A 20,647-nucleotide genomic window follows, 5' to 3' on the forward strand; every position below is an offset into this window, starting at 1 on the left:
GAATGGGCTATTATGAAGTGTTGAGTTTGAGTGTTAAGTATTGAACGTAAAATCGCCTGTCATCCTGAGCTTGCGAAGGATCTTATCACGCTAAAACGAGTCGTTATTGTGACTATCGTTCTGACGTGAGAAGGTCTTTCGCAAGCTCAGGATGACAGGCGATTTTCAGCCTGCTTACTTACATGTACCGCTATTGCGCACTTTCAGGGAAATCAGCAGAGTTACCCAACTCGGCTACTCCTTCGAGCTCTTGCACAAGCTGGGTGAATTTCTCGCGGGCACCTTTTACAGCGGCCTTACCAATGGGTAGGTGCAGGGGTGGGTTTTCCTCACGCACCAAATCGTACATGATTTGCGCGGCGCGGTCGGGGTCGCCGGGCTGCTTACCACTGTAGCTCTGAATGCCTTTCAGGTTTTCGCCTACCGTAGAGCGGTAGTCCTCAATGTTGGTATCCACGTAGGTAGCTGAGCCACCGGCCCACTCTGTACGAAAGCCGCTGGGCTCAATATTGGTAACTTTGATACCAAGCGGTTTCACTTGCTGGGCCAGGCTTTCGCCAATAGCTTCGAGCGCAAATTTTGACGCGTTGTAGATACCTACCCCCGGGAAGGTTTTCAAACCGCCTACGCTGGTAATATTGAGCACGTGGCCGCTTTTCTGCTCGCGCAGGTGGGGCAGCACGGCGCGCAGCACGCGCAGCGGACCAAACACGTTCACGTCGAATTGGCGCTGTACTTCTTTGTCATCAATTTCTTCGATGCTGCCCAGTGAGCCGTAGCCTGCGTTGTTCACTACGACATCTATGTGGCCCAGCGCGTCGATGGACTGCTGGATGGCCTGCTGCACCTGCGCCTCGTCCGACACGTCGCACAGTACGCCCAGGCCTTGCTCGCCGGCTTTCTTCGTGAATTCGTCTACTTGTTCCTGTTTGCGGAAGGTAGCGGCTACTTTATCACCTTTTTCGAGGAGCAAATCGGCTAGCGACGCACCAAAGCCGGTGCTAACGCCGGTTATAAACCAGTTTTTTGTAGTTGCCATGAGGGGTGGAGTTATAAGTAAAAAGTCAGCTAGACGCTATTGTATCGCGCCCGACTGACTTTTCAACTCCAAAGCCCAGCAGAAGGTTGGGCCGGGCCCCGTTAAAAAAACCAACTACCGCACTTTCTCCGCGGACGTCTGCAACGTCACTTCCCCATTCTTCAATCCTTTACCAGTTGCCTGCACGCGCACGGCGCCGGGCTTGCCGGTAGTCTGCACAATGGCTACCAGCTGCCCATGAAACGCGTGCATCTGCGGCGCCTGAAACGACTCCAGCGAGGTAGGGTCGCCGTTACCGATGGCCCGGAAGCTGCCCGCGCCGCTTACCTTGAAGCGTAACTGCTCGGTGTCATCGGGGCAGAGGTTGCCCTGGGCATCCTCTACCCGGGCGGTGATGTAGGCCTGGTCCTGGCCGTCGGCGGTGAGCTGGGTACGGTCGGCTACTAGGCGGATGTGGTGGGGTTTGCCGGCGGTGCGTACGGTTTCTTCGGCTATGGCTTTGCCCTGGGCATCGTAGGCTACCACTTTGATGCTGCCGGGCTGGTACTGCACGTCGTTCCATATCAAGCGGTTGCGGGTGCGCAGGTCGGCGGTATTGGATTTGGTTTGGCGGCCCATGCTCTTGCCGTTCACAAATAGCTCGGCCGAGGGCGAATTGGTGTAGCAATACACGGGCGTGGTCTGGCCTTCGCGGCCAGGCCAAGTCCAGTGCGGCAGCACGTGCAGGGTAGGCGCTTGAGTGTTCCAGCGGGCGCGGTAGAGATAGTACCGGTCTTTGGGCATGCCCGCTAGGTCCAGAATACCGAAGTAGGAGCTGTGCGAAGGCCACGACTCGTCGTAGGGCGTGGGCTCGCCCAGGTAGTCGAAGCCCGTCCACACAAACTCACCGGCCACATAGGGTAGCGTGTCCTGGGCGGCAAACTCGATGTCCGGAATCTGCGACCACACGCAGTATTCCACATCGTAAGAGGACGACTGGTTATCGGGGTATTTCTTCTGTTTCGCCAGCTCCACCGGAAACTTGTACTCGCCCCGCGAGCTAACGGTAGAAGCAGTTTCGGAGCCCAGCAGGTAGCCTTGCGGCAGCTTACTGTTGGCCTCGGGGTAGCGATGAGGCTTATAGTTGAAGCCCGGCACATCAAGTACCGAGGCAAAGTTGTTTTTGATGGCGTCGTCGATGCGGTCCATGCCGGCCGTGACGGGGCGGGTAGGGTCCTCGCGGTGCACAATGTCTTGCAGACGCTTGGCAATCTTGTTGCCGCCGGGCGCGCTCTGGTCGGGCACCTCGTTGCCGATGCTCCACATAATCACCGAAGGGTTGCTGCGGTATTGGTGCACCATATTCACAAGGTCCTTCTCGGCCCACTCATCAAAATACTGGCTGTAGCCGTTCTTCACCTTCGGCGTCTTCCATTCGTCGAAGGACTCCACCATTAGCATGAAGCCCATTTCGTCGCAGAGCCGTACCAGCTCCGGCGCGGGCATGTTGTGGGTGGTCCGGATGGCATCGCAGCCCAAATCTTTCAGCAGCACCAGCTGCCGGCGCAGGGCGGCCGCGTTTACGGCTGTGCCCAGTGGGCCCAGGTCGTGGTGGTTGCACACGCCCTTAAACTTGCGCGGCTGCCCGTTCAGGGAAAAGCCTTTGCCAGCCTCAAACTTAAATGACCGAATGCCAAACGGCGTCTTGTATTCGTCCTTCAGCACATCGCCCGCATACAGCTTGGAGGTAGCCGTGTAGAGGGTAGGCGTTTCCGGCGACCAGAGCTTAGGCGCTTTCACCACCAAGTTTTGTTCGAACTCCTGCTGGTCAGTGGCCGCCAGGGTAGACGAGGTAGTAGCCACCACCTGCCCGGTGGCGTCGCGCACTTCGGTTTCCAGGCGCAGCGGCTGGAAGGTGTTGCCCGGCGTTTCTACCTTGGTTTTCAGCTTGACTTTGGCAAACTCCGTGTTGATTTCGGGCGTGGTGAGGTAGGTGCCCCACACCGGAATGTGCACGTCGTTGCTCACGATAAGGTGCACGTTGCGGTACAGCCCCGCCCCTGGGTACCAGCGCGACGACTCCGGCTGATTTTCCAGGCGCACGGCCAGCGTGTTGTTGCCACCAGTTTGCAGGTAGTCGGTGATGTCGAAATAGAACGAGTTGTAGCCATAAGGCCAGCGGCCAACCTCCTTGCCGTTTATGAATACCTGGGCATTGCTCATTGCCCCATCAAACAGTAGCACCGCCCGCTTGCCGGCCCCAAAGCCCGGCACCTCCAGTTGGCGACGGTACCACCCTACCCCCACAAAGGGCAGGCCGCCCGTACGGCCGGTTTTTACCGTGGCCTGCTCCTCCTTGTTCTGCTCAATCTTCACCTGCTGCTTGTCGTTGTCGGCGCCAAACGGGCCGTAGATGGCCCAGTCGTGCGGCACGCGCACGGTTTGCCACTTCGCATCGCGGAAAGACGGAGTAGCGGCCTCGGGAAAGTCACCCTTTGTGAATTTCCAATTGTCGGTGAGTAGGTAGTCTTGGTGGTTTTGGGCAAAGCCAGGGACGGACGCAGAGGCAAACAGCAACAGAAAACCCGCTGCGAAAGCGGGGTAATGAAAACGGGGCATAGAGACTAAGTCAGTTTAGACAAACGTTTGCGTAGCGCAAGGTAGGGGAAATCGGGCGGTCCGTTTGCACCAATGCCTCTTGTTAGAATGGATTTGCAGGGCATCTTTCATAGTTTGATAACACGCAAGCCAACTTTTCGTCGTAGCTTTGTCCGGCAATAAGTAGCACCTAACCTTCTTGTTGCCATGGCCGACTACGCTGCCAAAATTGCCTTCGAGGCCCTCACCTACGATGACGTCCTGCTACTTCCGGCCTACTCCGAAGTACTGCCCCGCGACGCCGACACCAGCTCCCAGCTCACCCGCAACATTCGCCTAAACCTGCCCTTTGTTTCGGCGGCGATGGACACCGTTACTGAAGCCGACATGGCCGTTGCCATGGCCCAGGAAGGCGGTATTGGCATGGTGCACAAAAATATGAGCATCAAAGCGCAGGCCGAACTGGTGCGCCGCGTGAAACGCTCGGAAAGCGGAATCATCCTCGACCCCTTCACGCTGGAGGACACCGCTACCCTGGGCGATGCCAAGCAGATGATGCGCGACAACAAGATTGGCGGTATTCCGATTGTGGACGACCAGCGCCGTCTTAAAGGCATCCTCACCAACCGCGACCTGCGCTTCGAGAAAGACATGAGTCGCCCGGTATCAGAGGTAATGACCCGCGAAAGTCTCGTAACGGCCGCCGCCGGCACTGCCCTCAGTATTGCCGAAGAAATCCTCCAGGATTCAAAAGTGGAGAAGCTGCCCGTGGTAGACAAGGACGGCAAGCTGGTGGGCTTGATTACCTACCGCGACATTCGCAAGCGCCGCCGTTCGCCTAACGCTTGCAAAGATGAGTTCGGCCGCCTGCGGGTAGGCGCCGCCGTGGGTGTTACGGCTGATTTGCTGGACCGCATTGCGGCCCTGGTAGAAGCCGGCGTAGACGTGGTAAGCGTGGACACCGCCCACGGCCACAGCAAAGGCGTGTTGGACGCCGTGCGCAACATCAAGCAGCAGTTTCCTACCCTCGAAGTCATTGCTGGCAACGTGGCTACTGCTGAAGGTGCCCGCGCCCTGGCCGATGCTGGTGCCGATGCCGTGAAGGTAGGCGTAGGTCCCGGCTCCATCTGCACCACCCGCATTATTGCCGGTATTGGCGTGCCGCAGCTCTCAGCAGTATTGGAAGCGGCCCGCGGCCTGGAAGGCACCGGCGTCCCGCTGATTGCCGACGGTGGCATTAAGTTTTCGGGTGATGTAGTGAAGGCCCTGGCAGCTGGCGCCTCTACCATCATGGTAGGCTCCTTGCTAGCTGGCACTGAGGAAGCTCCCGGCGAAGTGACGTTGTTTGAAGGCCGTAAGTACAAGAGCTACCGCGGCATGGGCTCAGTAGAAGCCATGGAAGACGGCTCGAAAGACCGTTACTTCCAGGATGCCGAGGCCGACGTGAAAAAGCTGGTGCCCGAGGGCATTGTGGGCCGCGTGCCCTACAAAGGCCTGGCCGCCGAGGTGCTCTACCAGCTGGCCGGTGGCCTGCGGGCCGGTATGGGCTACTGCGGTGCCCCCGATATTGCTACTCTGCAACAGGCTCGCTTCACCCGCATCACGGGCGCAGGCCTACGCGAGTCGCACCCCCACGACGTGCAGATCACCCGCGAAGCACCGAACTATAGCAGCCGGTAAGCAAAAGCAGTACGCTGCGTTACAACATTATTTCGACCAGCGGGAGAAATCTCGCGTGCCGTACTAATTCAATCATCAGAAAATTAGTGGGAGCACGCGAGATTTCTCCCGCTGGTCGAAATAACGTTGTATTGCAAGTGTCTACCACCTGCCAATTGCACTCTTGCGGTTGAGCTTCCACTTTCGCGATATAGCATCTATACTTGCGCTAGCAAATCGCTCATTATTTTAGCAGTCCGATAACGTCGCGCGTCTGATTTCGGCGCGCTGCGTATCTTGTCGGCCCTTTCGCTATTGCCACTCCGCTGCGGCGCACGGCGTAGTTCTACCTTGTTTTCACTGTATGTCTCTTCGCCAGAAGCTGCAAGCTGTCATCCTACCCCTCACTATTCTGAGTTGGTTGGTGCTGCTGTACTGCACGCTCCTGACCGCCAGCCCAGAGCTGGCTACCCAGTTAGGGCGCCCGGCGCCCTGGCTCACGCTGGTGTCGCAGGCGCTTTTTGCAGCGGGCGTGTTTCTCTACCAACGCAATCGTCCCGACCCGCTCCGCGGCACCGATTTCACGGGGCTGCTGCGGCGGCTGTTGTTGGGGCCCGGCATCCTGGCCAGCGTTTGTGTGGGATTGCACCTGCTGGAGCGCTTCATTCAGGCCGAAGCGCCTACCAATGACCGGGTCTTTTTCGCGGTTATCTATACCATTAACCTAGCGCTGTTCATCGTCTTTCTGGCCAGTACCAACTACACATGGCGGTCGTTGGTCCTGTTTCGGGCGCCTACCCACTTGCGGCGCGAGTGGCTGTGGTTTGAGCTGTTATTGGGCGGTACACTGTTGTTTCGTCTACTGAACTGGGCGCCCACGGGCCTGCTTGCCTACCCCGTGATGGGTGGCTTGGCTTTGTTTGGCATCTACCTCAGCGGCAACCAGAAGTGGGTAGCCTACCTCAACCGTCGCCAGAAATGGGAAGTGGTGCTGTTGCAGGCAGGCTTGCTGCTGTGCATGGGGGTGTTTGTAGTGTACTTCCTGCGCATCGAGCACGACCCCAAGCTGGTAGCGCCCGCGCCCCAGCACGCGTTTTTGATGCTCACCGTTTTCTTCGCCGCGTTCTATTCGCTGGTAGGGCTACTGGTCACGTTTTTCAACCTGCCTACAGCGGGTGTGTTTGAGCAGAAACGCGAGGAAATCCTGAGCCTGCAACGCCTCACGCAGCTGATCCAGAAAGGCCAAACCGAAAAAGAAATCTACAGCACCTTGTTCGACTCGGCAGTGCAAACGGTGGGCGCCGATGCCGCTTGGTTGACCCTGGATACCCCCACAGATGGCTACTCAGGCAAATATTTCAATATTGAGCAGGAGCAAAGCGCTGCCATTCACAGCCTGCTCACCGATTACAACCTAGGCCACATTGAGTATCTCAACAACGATCTGGACAATAGCAGCGGCTTTCGTAGCCTGAAGCTGCCGTTTTCGTCTATGATTGTGATGCCGTTGCGCTCTACCAAGCGCCGCTATGGCTCCCTGTATATGCTGAAGGACCAGCGCCACGGCTTCGACCGCGAGAATCTGGGCATCCTACAAACTTTCACCAGTCAAACGGTACTCAGTATCGAAAACCTGCAACTGCTCCAGGCGTCTATTGAAAACGAGCGGGTACAAGAGGAGCTAAAGATTGCCTCGGCCGTACAGGACAGCCTGATTCCGAAGACCCTACCTACCGACAACTGGTTTGAAATCAGCTCCTTTGCCTTGGCAGCCAAAGAGGTAGGCGGCGACTTTTACGACTTCTTACACCTGCCAGGTAGGCGCCTAGCCATTTTGGTAGGCGACGTATCGGGAAAGGGCGTCACGGCGGCCTTTCACGTGGCGCAGATGAAGGGTATCTTCCACGCGCTGATGCAGGAAAACCCTCTGGCTCGCAACGACCGGGAAAAATTCCCGGTGCCCAGCCGTTTCATGTCTCAGGCCAACACCGCCCTGATCCACTGCCTGGAAAAGTCATCTTTTATCACTGCTTCGCTCTATATTATTGATTATGAGCACGGTGGATTTGTATTTGCGCGCGCTGGCCACTGCCACACGCTCTATTATCACTCCATCAAGGAAGAGGTTTCCTACTTCCGCACGGCGGGCTTGGGCCTGGGTATTATTCGCAACGACTCCTACGAGAAACACATCAAAAATCAGTTCTACGATTACAACCCCGGCGACGTAATGGTAGTATATACGGATGGTATCGTGGAGGCGCGTGGGGAGAATAAGGAGGAATATGGGGAGGAACGGTTACAGCGCGTACTGGAGCGCACATACTACCTGGAAGCGGAGGAGATTAAACAACATATTTTGAGCGACTTAGCTGAGTTCAGCTATGGTCAGCCCGTGCACGACGATCAGACGTTGCTGGTGATTAAATTCAAAGCTGTTCAACCTGATCCGCACTCCTAACGTAGAGCCGAGGCATGAAAATAACGCAACAAGCCACTGATACATCGCTCACCCTGAATCTCGACGGTGAGCTGGACGCTAGCTCGTCTGTGATTCTGGATACGGAGCTGTCGAAATCGGAAGTTCTGGACTATCAAAAAATATTAATCGACTGCCAACGACTCAATTATATCTCTTCGGCGGGGCTGGGCGTTTTTATATCCCACTTGCAACGGCTGCAAGATGCCAACGTGAAGCTCATTTTCTACAACATGCAGGAAAAAGTGCATAACGTATTCGAAATTCTGGGCCTCGACTCGCTGATGACGATTGTACCCACACAGGCAGAAGCCGTTGCTATTTAACTCGTTTTGTCGACGGACGCTGCTTTCATGAAAAAAGATATCCGCATTAGTTGTAGTAGAGAAAACCTGAAGGTTGTGCGCGACTTCGTGAACGACTATCTGGCTACCTACAACTTGTCGGAATTACAGCTCAACCAGATTATACTGGCTGTCGACGAGGTAGTAGCAAATCTGATTATTCATGCCAATGGGGAAGATGAATCCCGCTCGTTGTGCCTGAGTATCAACTTCGTAAACCATGCTGTGGATATTTCTATTGAGGACAGTAGCCCGATATCTTACCGGCCTTCTACGTTCCGCGAGCCGGACATGAATGAGCATGTGCGCCTGGGCAAGAAAGGCGGGGTAGGCATGGCACTGGTCAACCGGATTATGGACAGTGTGGAGTTCACTACCTCCGGTACATACAACGTTTGCCGGCTGCACAAGCGCGTTTCCTGAAGAAAAACAGTCGAGTTTAGCATAAGAAGGCACCTTTCGCGGGGTGCCTTTTGTTTTGCGCCCGCGGGTGCTGCCCTCCACGGGCTGGGCAGGAAAAAATCCGTAAAATTGCATCGGTCCTTTCCTGCGCAATGGCGTAGGGTGTCTGTTTTAGATTTATTGCTTTTATGCCTAAACGCATTCTGTACGCCGGCGCTGCCTTAGCACTACTGGCCGGCTGCCAGTCTACCAAAACCACGTCGGCAACCAAACAACCCGTTGTTGAAACGCTGGGAACGCACCCGGTACCCGCCTCGGAGTTTGCCTACGTATACCGCAAAAACAACAGCACAGCCCCCGATTTTGGTACCCGTGCGGGTGTGGATGAGTATCTGAAGCTGTACACCAACTTCAAGCTGAAGGTACTCGATGCAGAGCAGCGCGGCCTGGATACCACCCAGGCGTTCCGGCGTGAGTTGGATGGCTACCGGCAACAGCTGGCCCAGCCCTACCTCACCGAGAAAAGCGTCACCGACCAGCTCGTGCGCGAGGCCTACGACCGCCTGAGCAAGGAAATCAACGCGTCGCACATCCTCATCAGGGTAGCACCCGATGCCGCGCCCAAGGATACACTGGCCGCTTACCAGAAAACGCAGGCCCTGCGCCAGCGCGTGACCAGCGGCGGCGAGGACTTTGAAACAGTGGCCCGTCAGACTTCGGAAGACCCCTCGGCCCGCGAAAACGGTGGCCGTCTGGGGTACTTCACCTCAATGCAGATGGTGTACCCCTTCGAGTCGGCGGCATACAAAACGCCGGTAGGGCAGGTATCGGAGCCGGTGCGCACGCGCTTTGGCTACCACCTCATCAAGGTGAACGACACCCGGACGGCGCAGGGCGAAATCAAGGTAGCCCACCTCATGATTCGGGCCACGCCCAACATGCCCGCCGCCGATTCGGCCACGGCCAAAAAGAAAATTGACGAGTTGTATAGCCGCTTGCAACGCGGCGAGAACTGGGACAAGCTGGTAGCGCAGTTTTCGGAAGACGCCGGCTCGGCACCCAACGGTGGCGAGATTCCCGCCTTTGGCGCGGGCCGCATGATTCCGAGCTTCGAGGAGGTTGCCTTCAAATTGCAGAAGCCAGGCGACCTGTCGCGCCCCGTGCAAACGCCTTACGGCTGGCACGTTATCAAGCTGATTGAGAAAATGCCGGTGCCTTCGTTTGAAGCCATGCAGCCTACCCTCAAGAGCAAGGTAGCCAAAGACTCGCGCTCCGAGTTGAACCACGCGGCTTTCTTGAAGCGTGTGAAAACTGAGAATAAGTTTGACGAGAACAAGGCTGGAAAAGAATACGCTTTTGCAAAGGCTGATACAGCCTTGGTGAATGGCCGCTTCAAACACGTGAGCATGCCCGTAACGAAGGGAAAAGGTAAGCCAGCTGCTAACCCTACCCTATTCACCATCAATGGCAAAGCCTACCCCGCCACCGACTTCCTGGCCTACGTGGAGCAAAGTCAGCGCCCCCGCCCCGGCGATGAGCCCCAGCACGCCATGCAGGTGCTCTACGACCAGTACGTAGACCAGAGCCTGACCAACTACGAGCGCGACAACCTGGAAAGCAAGTACGAGGACTACCGCATGCTGGTGAAAGAATACCGTGACGGTATTCTGCTGTTCCAGCTGATGGACGAGAAAGTATGGTCCAAGGCTATCGACGACTCGGTAGGACTACAGAAGTTCTTCACCGAGCACCAGCAGGACTACCAGTGGGCACCGCGCGTGCAGGCAACGGTTATCAACGCTGCATCGCCGGAGGTGCTGGAAGACGCTCAGCAGTCGCTACAAGTAGGCCGCTACCAGGTAATGACTGACAAGCTGCCGAAAGCGGTTGATTTTAAAGTCGGCTCGGCAGAGCTAACTTCAATAGCTCAGGCAAGCCTCAACCAATTAGCTGATCAGCTACTGACGGATACTACCTTGGTAGCCACTGAAGTAATGGGTCATATAAAGCGCGGTGAAAAACCCGCGCTAGCTCGGCGGCGCGCTGAGAAAGTCGTTGCATACCTCACCTCCCGGGAAGTGCCTGCCAGCCGCCTACGTGCCACAGCCAATTCAAAACCAGCGACAGCAACTGTTGCGTTTGCTCAAAGCAGCAACAACCCCGCTATGCTGGAAGCTATCCTCAATCAGAAAAACCCATTGGGGGTAAAGATTCAGCAGCGCACGTTCCAACAGGGCGACAGCAAAGCCGTGGACCAAGTAGCGCAGCGCGGTCCTGGCACCTATCCCGTGCAGTTAGATGGCCGCTACTACTCCGTTATCATCAAAGAACAACTACCGGCCGGCCCCAAGAAGCTGAGCGAAGCCCGCGGCCAAGCCACTTCTGACTACCAGAATTACCTGGAGCAACAGTGGATTGAGCAGTTGCGGACGCAATATCCGGTGCAGCTCAACCAATCGGAAGTCGATAAGCTGGTGACCAAATAGACTTCGGATGAGCGCAGGTTTTAACGGATTTCACGAATTTTGTAGAGGACGTTGGGGCTAGCGTATGCAACGCTAATAGGTCTTTGCGGTATCCGCAGCAAGTAGGGTAGCCCAAATGCGCTGGCACAGCCGTGAGGTGCTACCCTACTCCGCTCACAAAATCCGCTTTCATCCAAAAAATCCGTGATTTATGTTGAAATTTACGCGCTGCTTTTTGCGTTGCTGGGTAGTGCTGTCCGACCGGCAGGTGCCAACACCGGACCTATTTTTTTGCTGCATGACTTATTTTTTTCGTTTGCCGATGCGCGTAGCGCTGCTTAGCCTCGGTTTACTGACGGGCATCGTCACCTCTGCTTCGGCCCAATTAGGCATCGGCCGACCAGTAGGTCGCACGATAGTGGATGGTATTATCGTAAAGGTGGACAACCAGATTATTCTGAAATCAGATCTGGATATAGTATATGCGCAGGAAGAAGCCCGCGCCGAGGGTAAGGCCTTACCGCTTGACTTGCGCTGCAAAATCCTGCAACAGATTGTGATGAACAAGCTGATGCTAGCCAAGGCCGAAACCGACTCGGTAGTGGTAGAAGAGGCCAAGGTCAACGGCGAGTTGAATCGCCGTATGGCCTACTTCGTGCAGCAAATTGGCTCTGAGAAAAAGCTGGAAGAGTATTACAACAAGCCCCTGAAAGCTCTCAAGGACGACCTGCGCCAACAGGTGAAAGACCAGCTAACGCAACAGGAAATGCAGGAGCGGATTGTGGGCAAAGTAACTGTGACGCCCCGCGAGGTGAAGCAGTATTTCAACCGCATTCCCAAAGACAGCCTACCTTATTTCTCTACTGAGGTAGAGGTAGGGCAGATTGTGAAACTGGCCCAAGTGAACGACAAGGCCAAGCAGGAAGCTATGGCCAAGCTAAATGATCTGCGTGCCCGCATCCAGGGCGGCGAGAGTTTCGAGGAGCTAGCCAAGCAGTATTCGCAAGATCCTGGCTCGGCGGTGCAGGGAGGTTATCTGGGCTTTTTCAAGCGCAAGGAGCTAGTACCTGAGTACGAAGCGGCCGCCTTGCGCATGGAGCCAGGGCAGTTGTCGCCGGTGGTGGAATCGCAGTTCGGCTTTCACCTCATTCAGTTAATTGAGCGCAAGGGCGAAACATACAGCACACGCCACATTTTGTTGAAGCCCGAAACCGGCTCGAAGGACGTGAGCGTGGCAGCGGTGCAGCTAAACAAGTTACGCACCCGTATTCTAGCCGACAGCCTTACATTTGCCAAAGCTGCCAAAGATGAATCAGACGATAAAGCCACTAGCACCAGCGGCGGCCTGATCCAGAACCAACAGAACGCCAGCACTTATATCCCGTTGGATAAAATTGACCCCGCTATCTTCTTCACCATTGATACGATGAAGGTAGGTAGTATTTCGCAGCCCCTACCCTACCGCACCGAAGATGGCAAGGACGCCATGCGCCTGATCTGGCTGAAGTCGAACACGCCGCCTCACCAAGCTAACCTCCGCGACGACTACCAGAAAATTGCGCAGGCTGCTCTCAATGAAAAGAAAAATAAGGCACTAGACGAGTGGTTTGAGAAGAACCGCACCACCGTCTTTATCGACGTAGACCCACAGTACGACGAGTGCCGGCTGCTGCAAAGAACGCTATAGTGATGCGTGAATGCCTGATGCGTTAACGTGCTGATTGAAGTATATACTCGGCATAGTAGCGCATCAAGCATCAGTATACCAAGCAAAGCTCAGCCTATCCATAATCCCTACATCAGCAAATCGACCTATGCCTTTCGCCTCCGATAAAGAAGCCGCCGATGCGCTGGCACAATCGTACCACAAGCTGCGGCAGGAAATCGGTAAGGTAATTATTGGGCAGGATGAGGTGGTGCGGCTGGTGCTGACTGCCGTGTTTGCCCAGGGTCACTGCCTCTTGGTGGGCGTGCCGGGTCTCGCCAAAACGCTGCTCATTCATACCATTGCTGAGTCGCTGGACCTGTCGTTCAACCGCATCCAGTTCACGCCCGACCTGATGCCCTCCGACATTGTAGGTTCGGAAACAATGAACCAGCAGCGGGATTTTCATTTCGTGCAGGGTCCAATTTTCGCCAACATTGTGCTGGCTGACGAAATCAACCGCACGCCGCCTAAGACCCAGGCGGCGTTGCTGGAAAGCATGCAGGAATACGCCGTGACGGTGGCCGGCAAGCGTTACGTCCTCGACCGTCCGTTCTTCGTGCTAGCTACCCAAAACCCGATTGAACAGGAAGGCACCTACCCCCTACCTGAGGCGCAGCTTGACCGTTTCATGTTTAACATCGAGTTGGGCTACCCTAGCTACGAGGAAGAGTTGCAGGTAGTGAAAAATACCACCAGCGACCGGAAAGCTACCGTAAGCAAGGTACTACACGCCAGTGAAATCCAAGCCTATCAGCAGCTTGTGCGCCGCGTACCCGTGGCCGATAACGTGGTGGAATACGCTGTGAGTCTGGTGCACAAGACCCGCCCGAATACCAGCCGCGCCGCAGCCCGTGTGAATCAGCTACTGGAGTGGGGCGCCGGTCCACGTGCTTCGCAGCACCTGATTGTGGGTGCTAAGTGTAATGCCTTGCTCAACGGAAAATACTCGCCCGATATCGAGGATGTGCAGGCGGTGGCCCTACCCATCCTGCGCCACCGTTTGGTGCGCAACTTCAAAGCCGAAGCCGAAGGCATCAGTATCGAGCAAATCATCAAGGAAATTCTGTAGCATTGTTGGTGTTTAGGGCATCAGTGGTCAGCTAAGCTCTGATTATAGGCCAATTCTCAACAGCCACCATTTACCATTCAATACTTCTACCATGGAAGTTTCTGCGTACTACCAGCAGTTCGAGCGTAACGTCAATATTATTCTAGATGCCCTGGCTGCGGGTCTCGATCTGCGCACTACGGCGCTGGCTACCTCTCTCCCGTTGGAAGTATACGTGCTCTGCGAAGTGCTGAATCAGGGTGGCACGCAATACCGCCTTACTACTGACGGGGTAGGCCGCCTAGCCGAGTTTCAGCAGCAGTATATGCAGCACGAAGACCAGACGGAAGCCACCATGCGTCGCCTTCTGGAAGATAAAAAGGCTTACATGGCCACGCCCGAGGGCCGTGTGCTGCTCAAAGAAATGCTGATTCGCCGGCTGGAATACTTCAACGAAGCCGCCCGCCAAGTGAACATCATGCGCACGCAGCACGCCCTGGGCAGCCCCGCACAATACAAAATTGCGGATTAGTAAGGATTGTCTTTGTAAAGACTCAATTCGATAAGACACAAAAGCAAAAAGGCTTGCCAATGGCAAGCCTTTTTGCTTTAAGAAACTGTGAGCGTCAATCGGCTACAAAATCCGTGAAATCTGCTAAAATCAGTGTTAATCCGTAACCATGCTAGCTGCGTCTTGCGGACGCACTTCGGTGTTGCCATCTTTGGTATGTTCGACGGGTAGGACACCGATAGGTTCCTTAGCCAAGTCGCTAGGCACCTCGTCGCCGTGGGGGCCTTTAGAGACGGTAACGCCGCCATCTACGAAATAAATGGCGCCGGTAACGTAGCTAGCCTCATCTGATGCCAGGAAAGCATACACGTTGGCTACCTCCTCGGTGGTGCCGCGCCGACCCATGGGCACGCCTTGTACGGTGAGCTTTTCCATTTTAGCATCCATCGGGCCGGTTTCTTTGTGTGTCCAGGCGGTGTCGATGGGGCCGGGACCTACAATGTTGGAGCGCACCCCAAATTTGGCCTGCTCCACGGCTACGCCCTTCTGGAAGGCGTGTATGAAGCCCTTAGTACCGCCGTAGGGCGTGTTCTGCGGCTCGCCCATGTGTCCCGCCTCCGAGCCTGCCGACACAATATTGCCCCGCGTTTTTTGCAGGTGCGGAATAGCAGCCCGGGTCATCATAAAGTTTGAGTAGATGTTGTTTTTGATCATGTACTCAAACGCTTCCGTTGAGTACTTATCGATGGTAGACGTAGCCGGAAACACTCCGGCGTTGTTTACCAGGATGTGTAGCTCCTGATACTCTGCCAGCGCTGCCTGCACGCAGGCCTCTGCCGTTTGAGGGTTCGATAAGTCGCCGGTAAAGGTAATGGCACGGCCACCGGTGCGAATAATCTCTTCCGCTACCTCGCACACTGGATCTTCCGCAAAGCCTGCTACCACCACAGCAGCACCTTCTTTCGCAAATTTTTTAGCAATGGCTTCACCAATACCAGCGCCACCGCCCGTTATAATGGCCACTTTGCCTGCAAGTCTTCCTGTCATGTCCGTAAATAAAGCTGATAAGCACTGCTACCAGCAGGTGTATAAATGAGTTATTTGCCTTTCTAGAAACGCCCTACTCTACGCGAGGTTAAGGTAGTCGGGCAAAACATTTTGTCATCCCATTGCCTGCTTTTACGTAAGCTCATCAGCGTTTTACTTCCTTGTATGCCTGTTGCTGCCACGCTGTTTGTTGCGCCACCCCTCACTACGGTCACCACTGCGCGTCTCACGCTCCGCCCGTATGCTCCTACCGACGAAGCGGACTTTTTTGCGCTGCTCGACCAGGAGCGTAACCGCCTGCGCCCTGCTTTCCCGGCCCGCGTAGCTGCTACCACCACTTCTACTGATGCGGCCCGTGTACTAACCACTTTCCTGAGCGACTGGCACTCCGACCGGCTGTATGTGCTCGGTATCTGGCATACGGCCACCGCTGCTTACCTGGGTGATATCAGCCTGCGCCCGCAAACGGGCCGCACCCGCACCGCCGAAATTGGCTACTACCTTGCCCAGTCGGCCGAGGGCCACGGGTACGCCCGCGAGGCCCTGGCCGCTGCCGTGCAGTTTGGCTTCGACGACCTGCAAGTGGGTACTTTTTCCATTCGGTGCCGGGCAAACAACTCGCGTAGCTGCGCCGTGGCCCAGGCGGCAGGATTTCGGCAGTTGCCTACCCGCACACGGCTGTGGCCTTTGCGCAAGCACGATGCGGAGGGAGAGATTTTATACTATAGCTTATCTCGGGCTACTGCTCCTACCCGGTAGTTGCTACTTGCCTACCCGTTCGCGGCGGCTGATATTGCCCAGCAGCCATTCCTGCCGGAAATTCAAATAAATACCCGCCGCGAAGTCTGTCTTTTTTTCCTTGAAATCATGCACTGGCTCTACGCGCACGGTAATAGCCGCCGCTTCGCCCAACGAAAAATCCCGCATCAAGCGCAAAATCAGAATACGACGGTGCGGCTCGATATACGTTGGGCTGCCCACTGAGCGGGAAGCCGACTGGTACAAATCGCCACCCAGCGGCGATAGAAACCGCTGGCCCTGCCAGTAACTCAGCATCAGGTTCAGGTAGCGCGTCTCGGCAGTGGCATTGAGGTAGAGGCCGTTACCGCGCCGGTAGGGTAGCTGGTAGGCAAACGACTTGTCGTAATAGCCTGTGCCGTAGGCCTGCACCCGAAATGCCGTGGTAGGGTGGGTAGGAAGCTGATAACGCGCCTCTACCCCTGTAGCTACGTTGAACAGCGTCTGCAACGGCCGGTCGATGGTGTCGATTTGCCCGCCCCAGTGGGTGGCGGTGAATTGCAGAGGTAGGGACACCGTCACGGGGCTACTAGCGCCGGTGAGGCGCACCGAACCACTGAGGCCTCCCGCAATTTCTTCCTGATAATTGCTGTACCGATACTGCTGCCGTTGCCAGTCCACCCACACGTCCAGTCCTACCCTATCAGAAACATAGCGATACTGCAATCCTTCCTCCAACGGTTTTAGGATTACGCGCTCAAAATTGAACAGCGGCTCGATGTAGCCGTGGTTCAAATGCGGCCGGATGTTTCCAAAAATAAACTCGCTGTTGCCCTTGGTATAAGTAGCCCGAAAAGTAGGCCGCACCTGTCGCAGCCGGGCGTTACCAAAGTCTTTCCACAAAAACACGCCGCCTTCCAGCCGCAAATTGGCCGTGGGATAATACACGAGTTGTGGGTTCAACTGCGTGCCGAATAGCGTATATCCCTCGATAATGCGGTTGAAATACTCGTTATCCTTGAAAAACGTGAAGGAGCGCACGGATAATCGCAGGTCGCCGGCAGTGTTTTCTTCTTCGCTAGAAGAAGCCTGCTGATTGAAAGTAAACTCGCTTTTTTTGCCTGGTTCAGTATTTGTGAATGCCCGATTATCTAGCTGCGCTTGCGCCGCATGCGTGCTAACTAGCAGACCGCCAACGGCTAATATATTTAGTAAATAATTTCTCATATATTTATCGGCACAACGGCACGAAAAGCCAGGGTCGGGTGTTAGAAAAAGCTGCCCCAAATGAGCGCCGTCACGGGTTTCACCGTGCAGCGCTGAGCTTGCTGGGCAGCCGGAAAAAGCATAATTTTCACCAAACGTAAGTACTTTTTATAACCTACCCTCACATGGCTGCAACCACAGAGAAAGTCGTCGCCGATCCGGCCGCTGAAAAAAGAAAGGCCCTGCAACTCACGATGGAAAAGCTGGACAAGTCGTTCGGCAAAGGCACCGTGATGAAGCTCAGCGACAATAAAGTTGTCGACATTCCGGCTATCAGCACTGGCTCCCTGGGCTTGGATATTGCACTAGGCATTGGCGGCCTGCCCAAAGGTCGTATTGTTGAGATTTACGGTCCTGAATCGTCGGGTAAGACTACCCTCACGATGCACTGCATTGCGGAGGCACAGAAGAAAGGCGGCATCGCGGCTTTCATCGACGCCGAGCACGCCTTTGACAAAGGCTACGCCGAAAAGCTAGGCATCGACACCGAAAACCTGCTCATCGCCCAGCCCGACAATGGCGAACAAGCCCTGGAAATTGCCGACCAGTTGATTTCCTCCGGCGCTATCGACATTATTGTAATTGACTCCGTAGCTGCTCTGGTGCCTAAAGGTGAACTGGAAGGCGACATGGGCGACTCGAAAATGGGTCTGCACGCGCGTCTGATGTCGCAGGCTCTGCGGAAACTCACCGGCACCATCAACAAAACCGGCTGCTGCTGCATTTTCATCAACCAGCTGCGTGAGAAAATCGGCGTGATGTTCGGTAATCCCGAAACCACCACTGGTGGTAACGCTCTGAAATTCTACGCTTCTGTGCGCCTTGATATCCGTCGTATCGGTCAGATCAAGGAAGACAAAGACAACATTACCGGTAACCGCACCAAGGTGAAGGTGGTGAAGAACAAGGTAGCACCACCTTTCAAGGTGATTGAGTTCGATATTATCTATGGCGAAGGCATCTCCAAAATCGGTGAGATTCTGGACCTAGGCGTAGATATGGGCATCATCGCCAAGTCGGGCTCGTGGTTCTCCTACAACGGTGACCGTCTCGGTCAGGGCCGCGAAGGCGTGAAAACCATCCTGCACGACAACGAGGAGCTGGCCAACGAAATCGAAGCCAAAATCCGCCAGATGGTGAAGGGCGAGCCTGAAGCCGCTCTGGCTGCCATCCCCGAAGACCGCACGGTGGACGAGGACGACGAAGTACTGGCCGAGTAGGTATTGTTCCTACACTAGCTTGAATTGCAAAGCCCCATAGCCGCTGGTTATGGGGCTTTTTCGTATTCTGCCGCATTTTACTACTATGCTCCTCAAGCTCAGGTGTACTAAGCTGGCGGCGCGTTCGTATGTTGTGTAGCTTTGCTGGCACTGCTTTTGGATACGCACCAGCTGAAACAACCCCGCCGTTCCGTATGTCCCGTCGCTGGTTTTACTACGTTTGTTTGCTTCTTTTCGCTGGTGTAGGCCTTTCGGCTTTTCAACCAACGGAGGCTACCCGTATCGTATCCAATAGCAGCTTCACTCATGGCGAAGTGCTCAGCTACAAGGTACACTATGGTCTGATTAACGCCGCCGAGGCCACTATTGAGGTAGCCGACAATATCCACCGCGTAAACAACCGGCCGTGCTACCAGGCTACCGTTACGGGCCGCACGCTGGGTTCCTTCGATTTTTTCCTGCGCATTCGGGACACCTGGCGCTCCTACATCGACACGGCTTCCATCCGGCCGCAGCGCTTTTTCCGCAACATCGAGGAAAACCACTACCGCAAGCGCGAAACCGTGGACTTCGACCATACCCGCGCCGTAGCTTCCGTTGAATCGTATAAAAAAGACAAGAATGATGTAAAACGCGGTACCTTTAAGGTGCCAAGCAATGTGCAGGATATTGTGAGCGGGGTTTATTTCCTGCGAACTATTAATTTTGACCAGCACCGACCCGGTGAGGTTATCCGGGTGCAGGGCTTTTTCGACGACGAAGTGTTTAGCATGGACGTTATCTACAAAGGGCGCGAAACGGTGGAAACCAAAGCAGGCATTGTGCGGGCGCTTCGGCTGGTGCCCAAGATGCCCAGCAACAAACTCTTCCGCGGCGAAAACGCCATTTCGGTGTACCTCTCCGATGACCGCAATAAAATTCCGGTTCTGATTCAGGCCGAAATGTTTGTTGGCTCTGTGAAAGTGGATATGTATAAATACCAAGGCCTCAAAAATCGATTGAACTTAGTGGCCTCTAATTGATTGTAAGGAAAAGCGACTCCGTTGGGGTCGCTTTTTTTGTAGCTCGGCGGCGCAAACGGCCCGTCGAGTCTGTTTCACTTTTTAATGCTCCCCTCCCTTGGCATCAACGGTTAAGACACTGCCAGCCCGCAAAAACGTCCTTTCTCCTCCTACCTCCCACCGCCGCGTTGGCCTGTCGGCCCGCGTTCTGTTCTACCCCAAACCGCCTCGCCCTGTGCACGCTACTTCTGCTTCCAACGCCTATCGCATTCTCGTTGTTGACGACGACCCAGACATTGTTGAGCTACTGGAGTACAACCTACGCAAAGAAGGGTACGAAGTAGCTTCGGCCGCTGATGGCCGCCAAGCGCTGGAAATCGCCACCGATTTTGGCCCTGACATTATCCTGCTCGACGTCATGATGCCCCACCTGGATGGCATCGCCGCATGCCGCCAACTACGCGAGCAGCCGCGCTTCAAGGATGCCTATATTATCTTCCTGACAGCTCGCGCCGAGGAGTTTTCGGAAGTGGCTGCCTTTGAGGCCGGCGCCGATGACTTCATCAACAAGCCCATCAAGCCGCGTGCCCTCATGAGCCGTCTGGCTGCCTTCGTGCGCCGCGACCAGGATCCGCAGCAGGTTAGCGCCACCATCGAAATCAACGGCCTGACTATTGACCGCACGGGCTTTGCCGTGTACCAGGATGGTCGCAAAATCATTCTGCCTAAGAAGGAATTTGAGTTGCTGGCGTTCCTGGCTGCTTCGCCCCACAAAGTGTTCAACCGCGACGAACTTCTCCAGAATATTTGGGGTAACGACGTATTTGTGCTGGCCCGCACCGTGGATGTGCACGTGCGTAAAGTGCGCGAGAAGGTAGGCGACCACCATATTCAAACCATTAAAGGGGTAGGGTACAAGTTCAACGCTGATTAGCGCTTCCCGCAAAGCCTTTTGCTAGAACGTCATGCTGAGCGCAGCGTAGCGGAGTCGGAGCATCTTTCTTGATAGTAGTTCAAGTCACAGGAATTATTATCTTAAGTACAGATGCTTTGCCTCCGGTGCGCCGCGCTCAGCATGACCCATTTTCAACCACTACCTACCCTATATCTTTTCCTTTGAAACTCAATCTGTCCTCACGTACT

16 protein-coding genes are annotated in these 20,647 nt (G+C 55.3%); 12 read left to right on the plus strand and 4 right to left on the minus strand.

Features of this window, described 5'->3' with window-relative positions; translation table 11 throughout:
• Positions 1–190 precede the first annotated feature (190 nt).
• On the minus strand, positions 191–1,039 hold the full coding sequence (locus tag KYK14_RS16785; RefSeq protein WP_219160439.1) for an oxidoreductase: 849 nt from the start codon (positions 1,037–1,039) through the stop codon (positions 191–193).
• Between the two features lie 114 nt (positions 1,040–1,153).
• Positions 1,154–3,637 carry a beta-galactosidase GalB gene (galB, locus tag KYK14_RS16790; protein WP_219160441.1) on the minus strand — a complete coding sequence of 828 codons (2,484 nt, stop codon included), beginning with the start codon at positions 3,635–3,637 and terminating at the stop codon, positions 1,154–1,156.
• Positions 3,638–3,823: 186 nt separating this feature from the next.
• Between galB and guaB the strand changes: the two genes are divergently transcribed.
• From guaB to KYK14_RS16830, 8 genes are all read left to right on the plus strand, one after another.
• Positions 3,824–5,296: an IMP dehydrogenase gene (gene guaB, locus KYK14_RS16795; RefSeq protein WP_219160443.1), complete on the plus strand. Its 1,473-nt coding sequence runs from the start codon at positions 3,824–3,826 to the stop codon at positions 5,294–5,296.
• 343 nt (positions 5,297–5,639) lie between these two features.
• A complete protein-coding gene (locus KYK14_RS16800; RefSeq protein WP_208308909.1) occupies positions 5,640–7,736 on the plus strand; it encodes a GAF domain-containing SpoIIE family protein phosphatase in 2,097 nt (698 codons plus the stop codon).
• A gap of 14 nt (positions 7,737–7,750) precedes the next feature.
• The gene (locus KYK14_RS16805; RefSeq protein ID WP_185281276.1) at positions 7,751–8,080 is read left to right on the plus strand and encodes an STAS domain-containing protein; all 330 of its coding nucleotides are present in this window, start codon (positions 7,751–7,753) and stop codon (positions 8,078–8,080) included.
• Between the two features lie 27 nt (positions 8,081–8,107).
• Positions 8,108–8,521: an ATP-binding protein gene (locus KYK14_RS16810; RefSeq protein ID WP_185281277.1), complete on the plus strand. Its 414-nt coding sequence runs from the start codon at positions 8,108–8,110 to the stop codon at positions 8,519–8,521.
• A 167-nt stretch (positions 8,522–8,688) separates the two neighbouring features.
• Entirely contained in the window at positions 8,689–10,986 is a 2,298-nt protein-coding gene (locus KYK14_RS16815) for a peptidylprolyl isomerase (protein ID WP_219160445.1), read from the plus strand.
• A gap of 277 nt (positions 10,987–11,263) precedes the next feature.
• On the plus strand, positions 11,264–12,652 hold the full coding sequence (locus tag KYK14_RS16820; RefSeq protein WP_246601899.1) for a peptidylprolyl isomerase: 1,389 nt from the start codon (positions 11,264–11,266) through the stop codon (positions 12,650–12,652).
• Between the two features lie 127 nt (positions 12,653–12,779).
• The gene (locus KYK14_RS16825) at positions 12,780–13,742 is read left to right on the plus strand and encodes an AAA family ATPase (protein ID WP_219160447.1); all 963 of its coding nucleotides are present in this window, start codon (positions 12,780–12,782) and stop codon (positions 13,740–13,742) included.
• Positions 13,743–13,833: 91 nt separating this feature from the next.
• Positions 13,834–14,253 (plus strand): hypothetical protein, encoded by a 420-nt coding sequence (locus KYK14_RS16830; RefSeq protein ID WP_185281280.1) that lies wholly within the window; start codon positions 13,834–13,836, stop codon positions 14,251–14,253.
• Between the two features lie 135 nt (positions 14,254–14,388).
• On the opposite strand, the gene KYK14_RS16835 is transcribed toward KYK14_RS16830, so the two are convergent.
• Positions 14,389–15,279, minus strand: coding sequence for an SDR family NAD(P)-dependent oxidoreductase (locus tag KYK14_RS16835; RefSeq protein ID WP_219160449.1), 891 nt, complete (start codon positions 15,277–15,279; stop codon positions 14,389–14,391).
• Positions 15,280–15,444: 165 nt separating this feature from the next.
• On the opposite strand from KYK14_RS16835, the gene KYK14_RS16840 reads away from it, so the two are divergent.
• Positions 15,445–16,038 carry a GNAT family N-acetyltransferase gene (locus tag KYK14_RS16840; protein ID WP_219160450.1) on the plus strand — a complete coding sequence of 198 codons (594 nt, stop codon included), beginning with the start codon at positions 15,445–15,447 and terminating at the stop codon, positions 16,036–16,038.
• 3 nt (positions 16,039–16,041) lie between these two features.
• Here the strand turns inward: KYK14_RS16840 and KYK14_RS16845 are convergent, their stop codons facing one another.
• A complete protein-coding gene (locus KYK14_RS16845; RefSeq protein WP_219160452.1) occupies positions 16,042–17,058 on the minus strand; it encodes a hypothetical protein in 1,017 nt (338 codons plus the stop codon).
• 350 nt (positions 17,059–17,408) lie between these two features.
• On the opposite strand from KYK14_RS16845, the gene recA reads away from it, so the two are divergent.
• The 3 genes from recA (at position 17,409) to KYK14_RS16860 (ending at position 20,438) form a co-directional block, all read left to right on the plus strand.
• Positions 17,409–18,503 carry a recombinase RecA gene (gene recA / locus KYK14_RS16850; RefSeq protein ID WP_219160454.1) on the plus strand — a complete coding sequence of 365 codons (1,095 nt, stop codon included), beginning with the start codon at positions 17,409–17,411 and terminating at the stop codon, positions 18,501–18,503.
• Positions 18,504–18,727: 224 nt separating this feature from the next.
• The gene (locus KYK14_RS16855; protein ID WP_246601900.1) at positions 18,728–19,525 is read left to right on the plus strand and encodes a DUF3108 domain-containing protein; all 798 of its coding nucleotides are present in this window, start codon (positions 18,728–18,730) and stop codon (positions 19,523–19,525) included.
• Positions 19,526–19,739: 214 nt separating this feature from the next.
• The gene (locus tag KYK14_RS16860) at positions 19,740–20,438 is read left to right on the plus strand and encodes a response regulator (protein ID WP_185284345.1); all 699 of its coding nucleotides are present in this window, start codon (positions 19,740–19,742) and stop codon (positions 20,436–20,438) included.
• Positions 20,439–20,647: the final 209 nt, after the last annotated feature.

The sequence above is a fragment of the Hymenobacter profundi genome (genome assembly GCF_019334315.1).
Taxonomy (GTDB): Bacteria; Bacteroidota; Bacteroidia; order Cytophagales; family Hymenobacteraceae; genus Hymenobacter; species Hymenobacter profundi.

Bases quoted from the DNA above. Each gene is read 5' to 3' on its own strand.
- KYK14_RS16785 (WP_219160439.1), bottom strand. From the start codon at position 1,039: ATGGCAACTACAAAAAACTGGTTTATAACCGGCGTTAGCACCGGCTTT.
- galB (WP_219160441.1), bottom strand. From the start codon at position 3,637: ATGCCCCGTTTTCATTACCCCGCTTTCGCAGCGGGTTTTCTGTTGCTG.
- guaB (WP_219160443.1), top strand. From the start codon at position 3,824: ATGGCCGACTACGCTGCCAAAATTGCCTTCGAGGCCCTCACCTACGAT.
- KYK14_RS16800 (WP_208308909.1), top strand. From the start codon at position 5,640: ATGTCTCTTCGCCAGAAGCTGCAAGCTGTCATCCTACCCCTCACTATT.
- KYK14_RS16805 (WP_185281276.1), top strand. From the start codon at position 7,751: ATGAAAATAACGCAACAAGCCACTGATACATCGCTCACCCTGAATCTC.
- KYK14_RS16810 (WP_185281277.1), top strand. From the start codon at position 8,108: ATGAAAAAAGATATCCGCATTAGTTGTAGTAGAGAAAACCTGAAGGTT.
- KYK14_RS16815 (WP_219160445.1), top strand. From the start codon at position 8,689: ATGCCTAAACGCATTCTGTACGCCGGCGCTGCCTTAGCACTACTGGCC.
- KYK14_RS16820 (WP_246601899.1), top strand. From the start codon at position 11,264: ATGACTTATTTTTTTCGTTTGCCGATGCGCGTAGCGCTGCTTAGCCTC.
- KYK14_RS16825 (WP_219160447.1), top strand. From the start codon at position 12,780: ATGCCTTTCGCCTCCGATAAAGAAGCCGCCGATGCGCTGGCACAATCG.
- KYK14_RS16830 (WP_185281280.1), top strand. From the start codon at position 13,834: ATGGAAGTTTCTGCGTACTACCAGCAGTTCGAGCGTAACGTCAATATT.
- KYK14_RS16835 (WP_219160449.1), bottom strand. From the start codon at position 15,279: ATGACAGGAAGACTTGCAGGCAAAGTGGCCATTATAACGGGCGGTGGC.
- KYK14_RS16840 (WP_219160450.1), top strand. From the start codon at position 15,445: ATGCCTGTTGCTGCCACGCTGTTTGTTGCGCCACCCCTCACTACGGTC.
- recA (WP_219160454.1), top strand. From the start codon at position 17,409: ATGGCTGCAACCACAGAGAAAGTCGTCGCCGATCCGGCCGCTGAAAAA.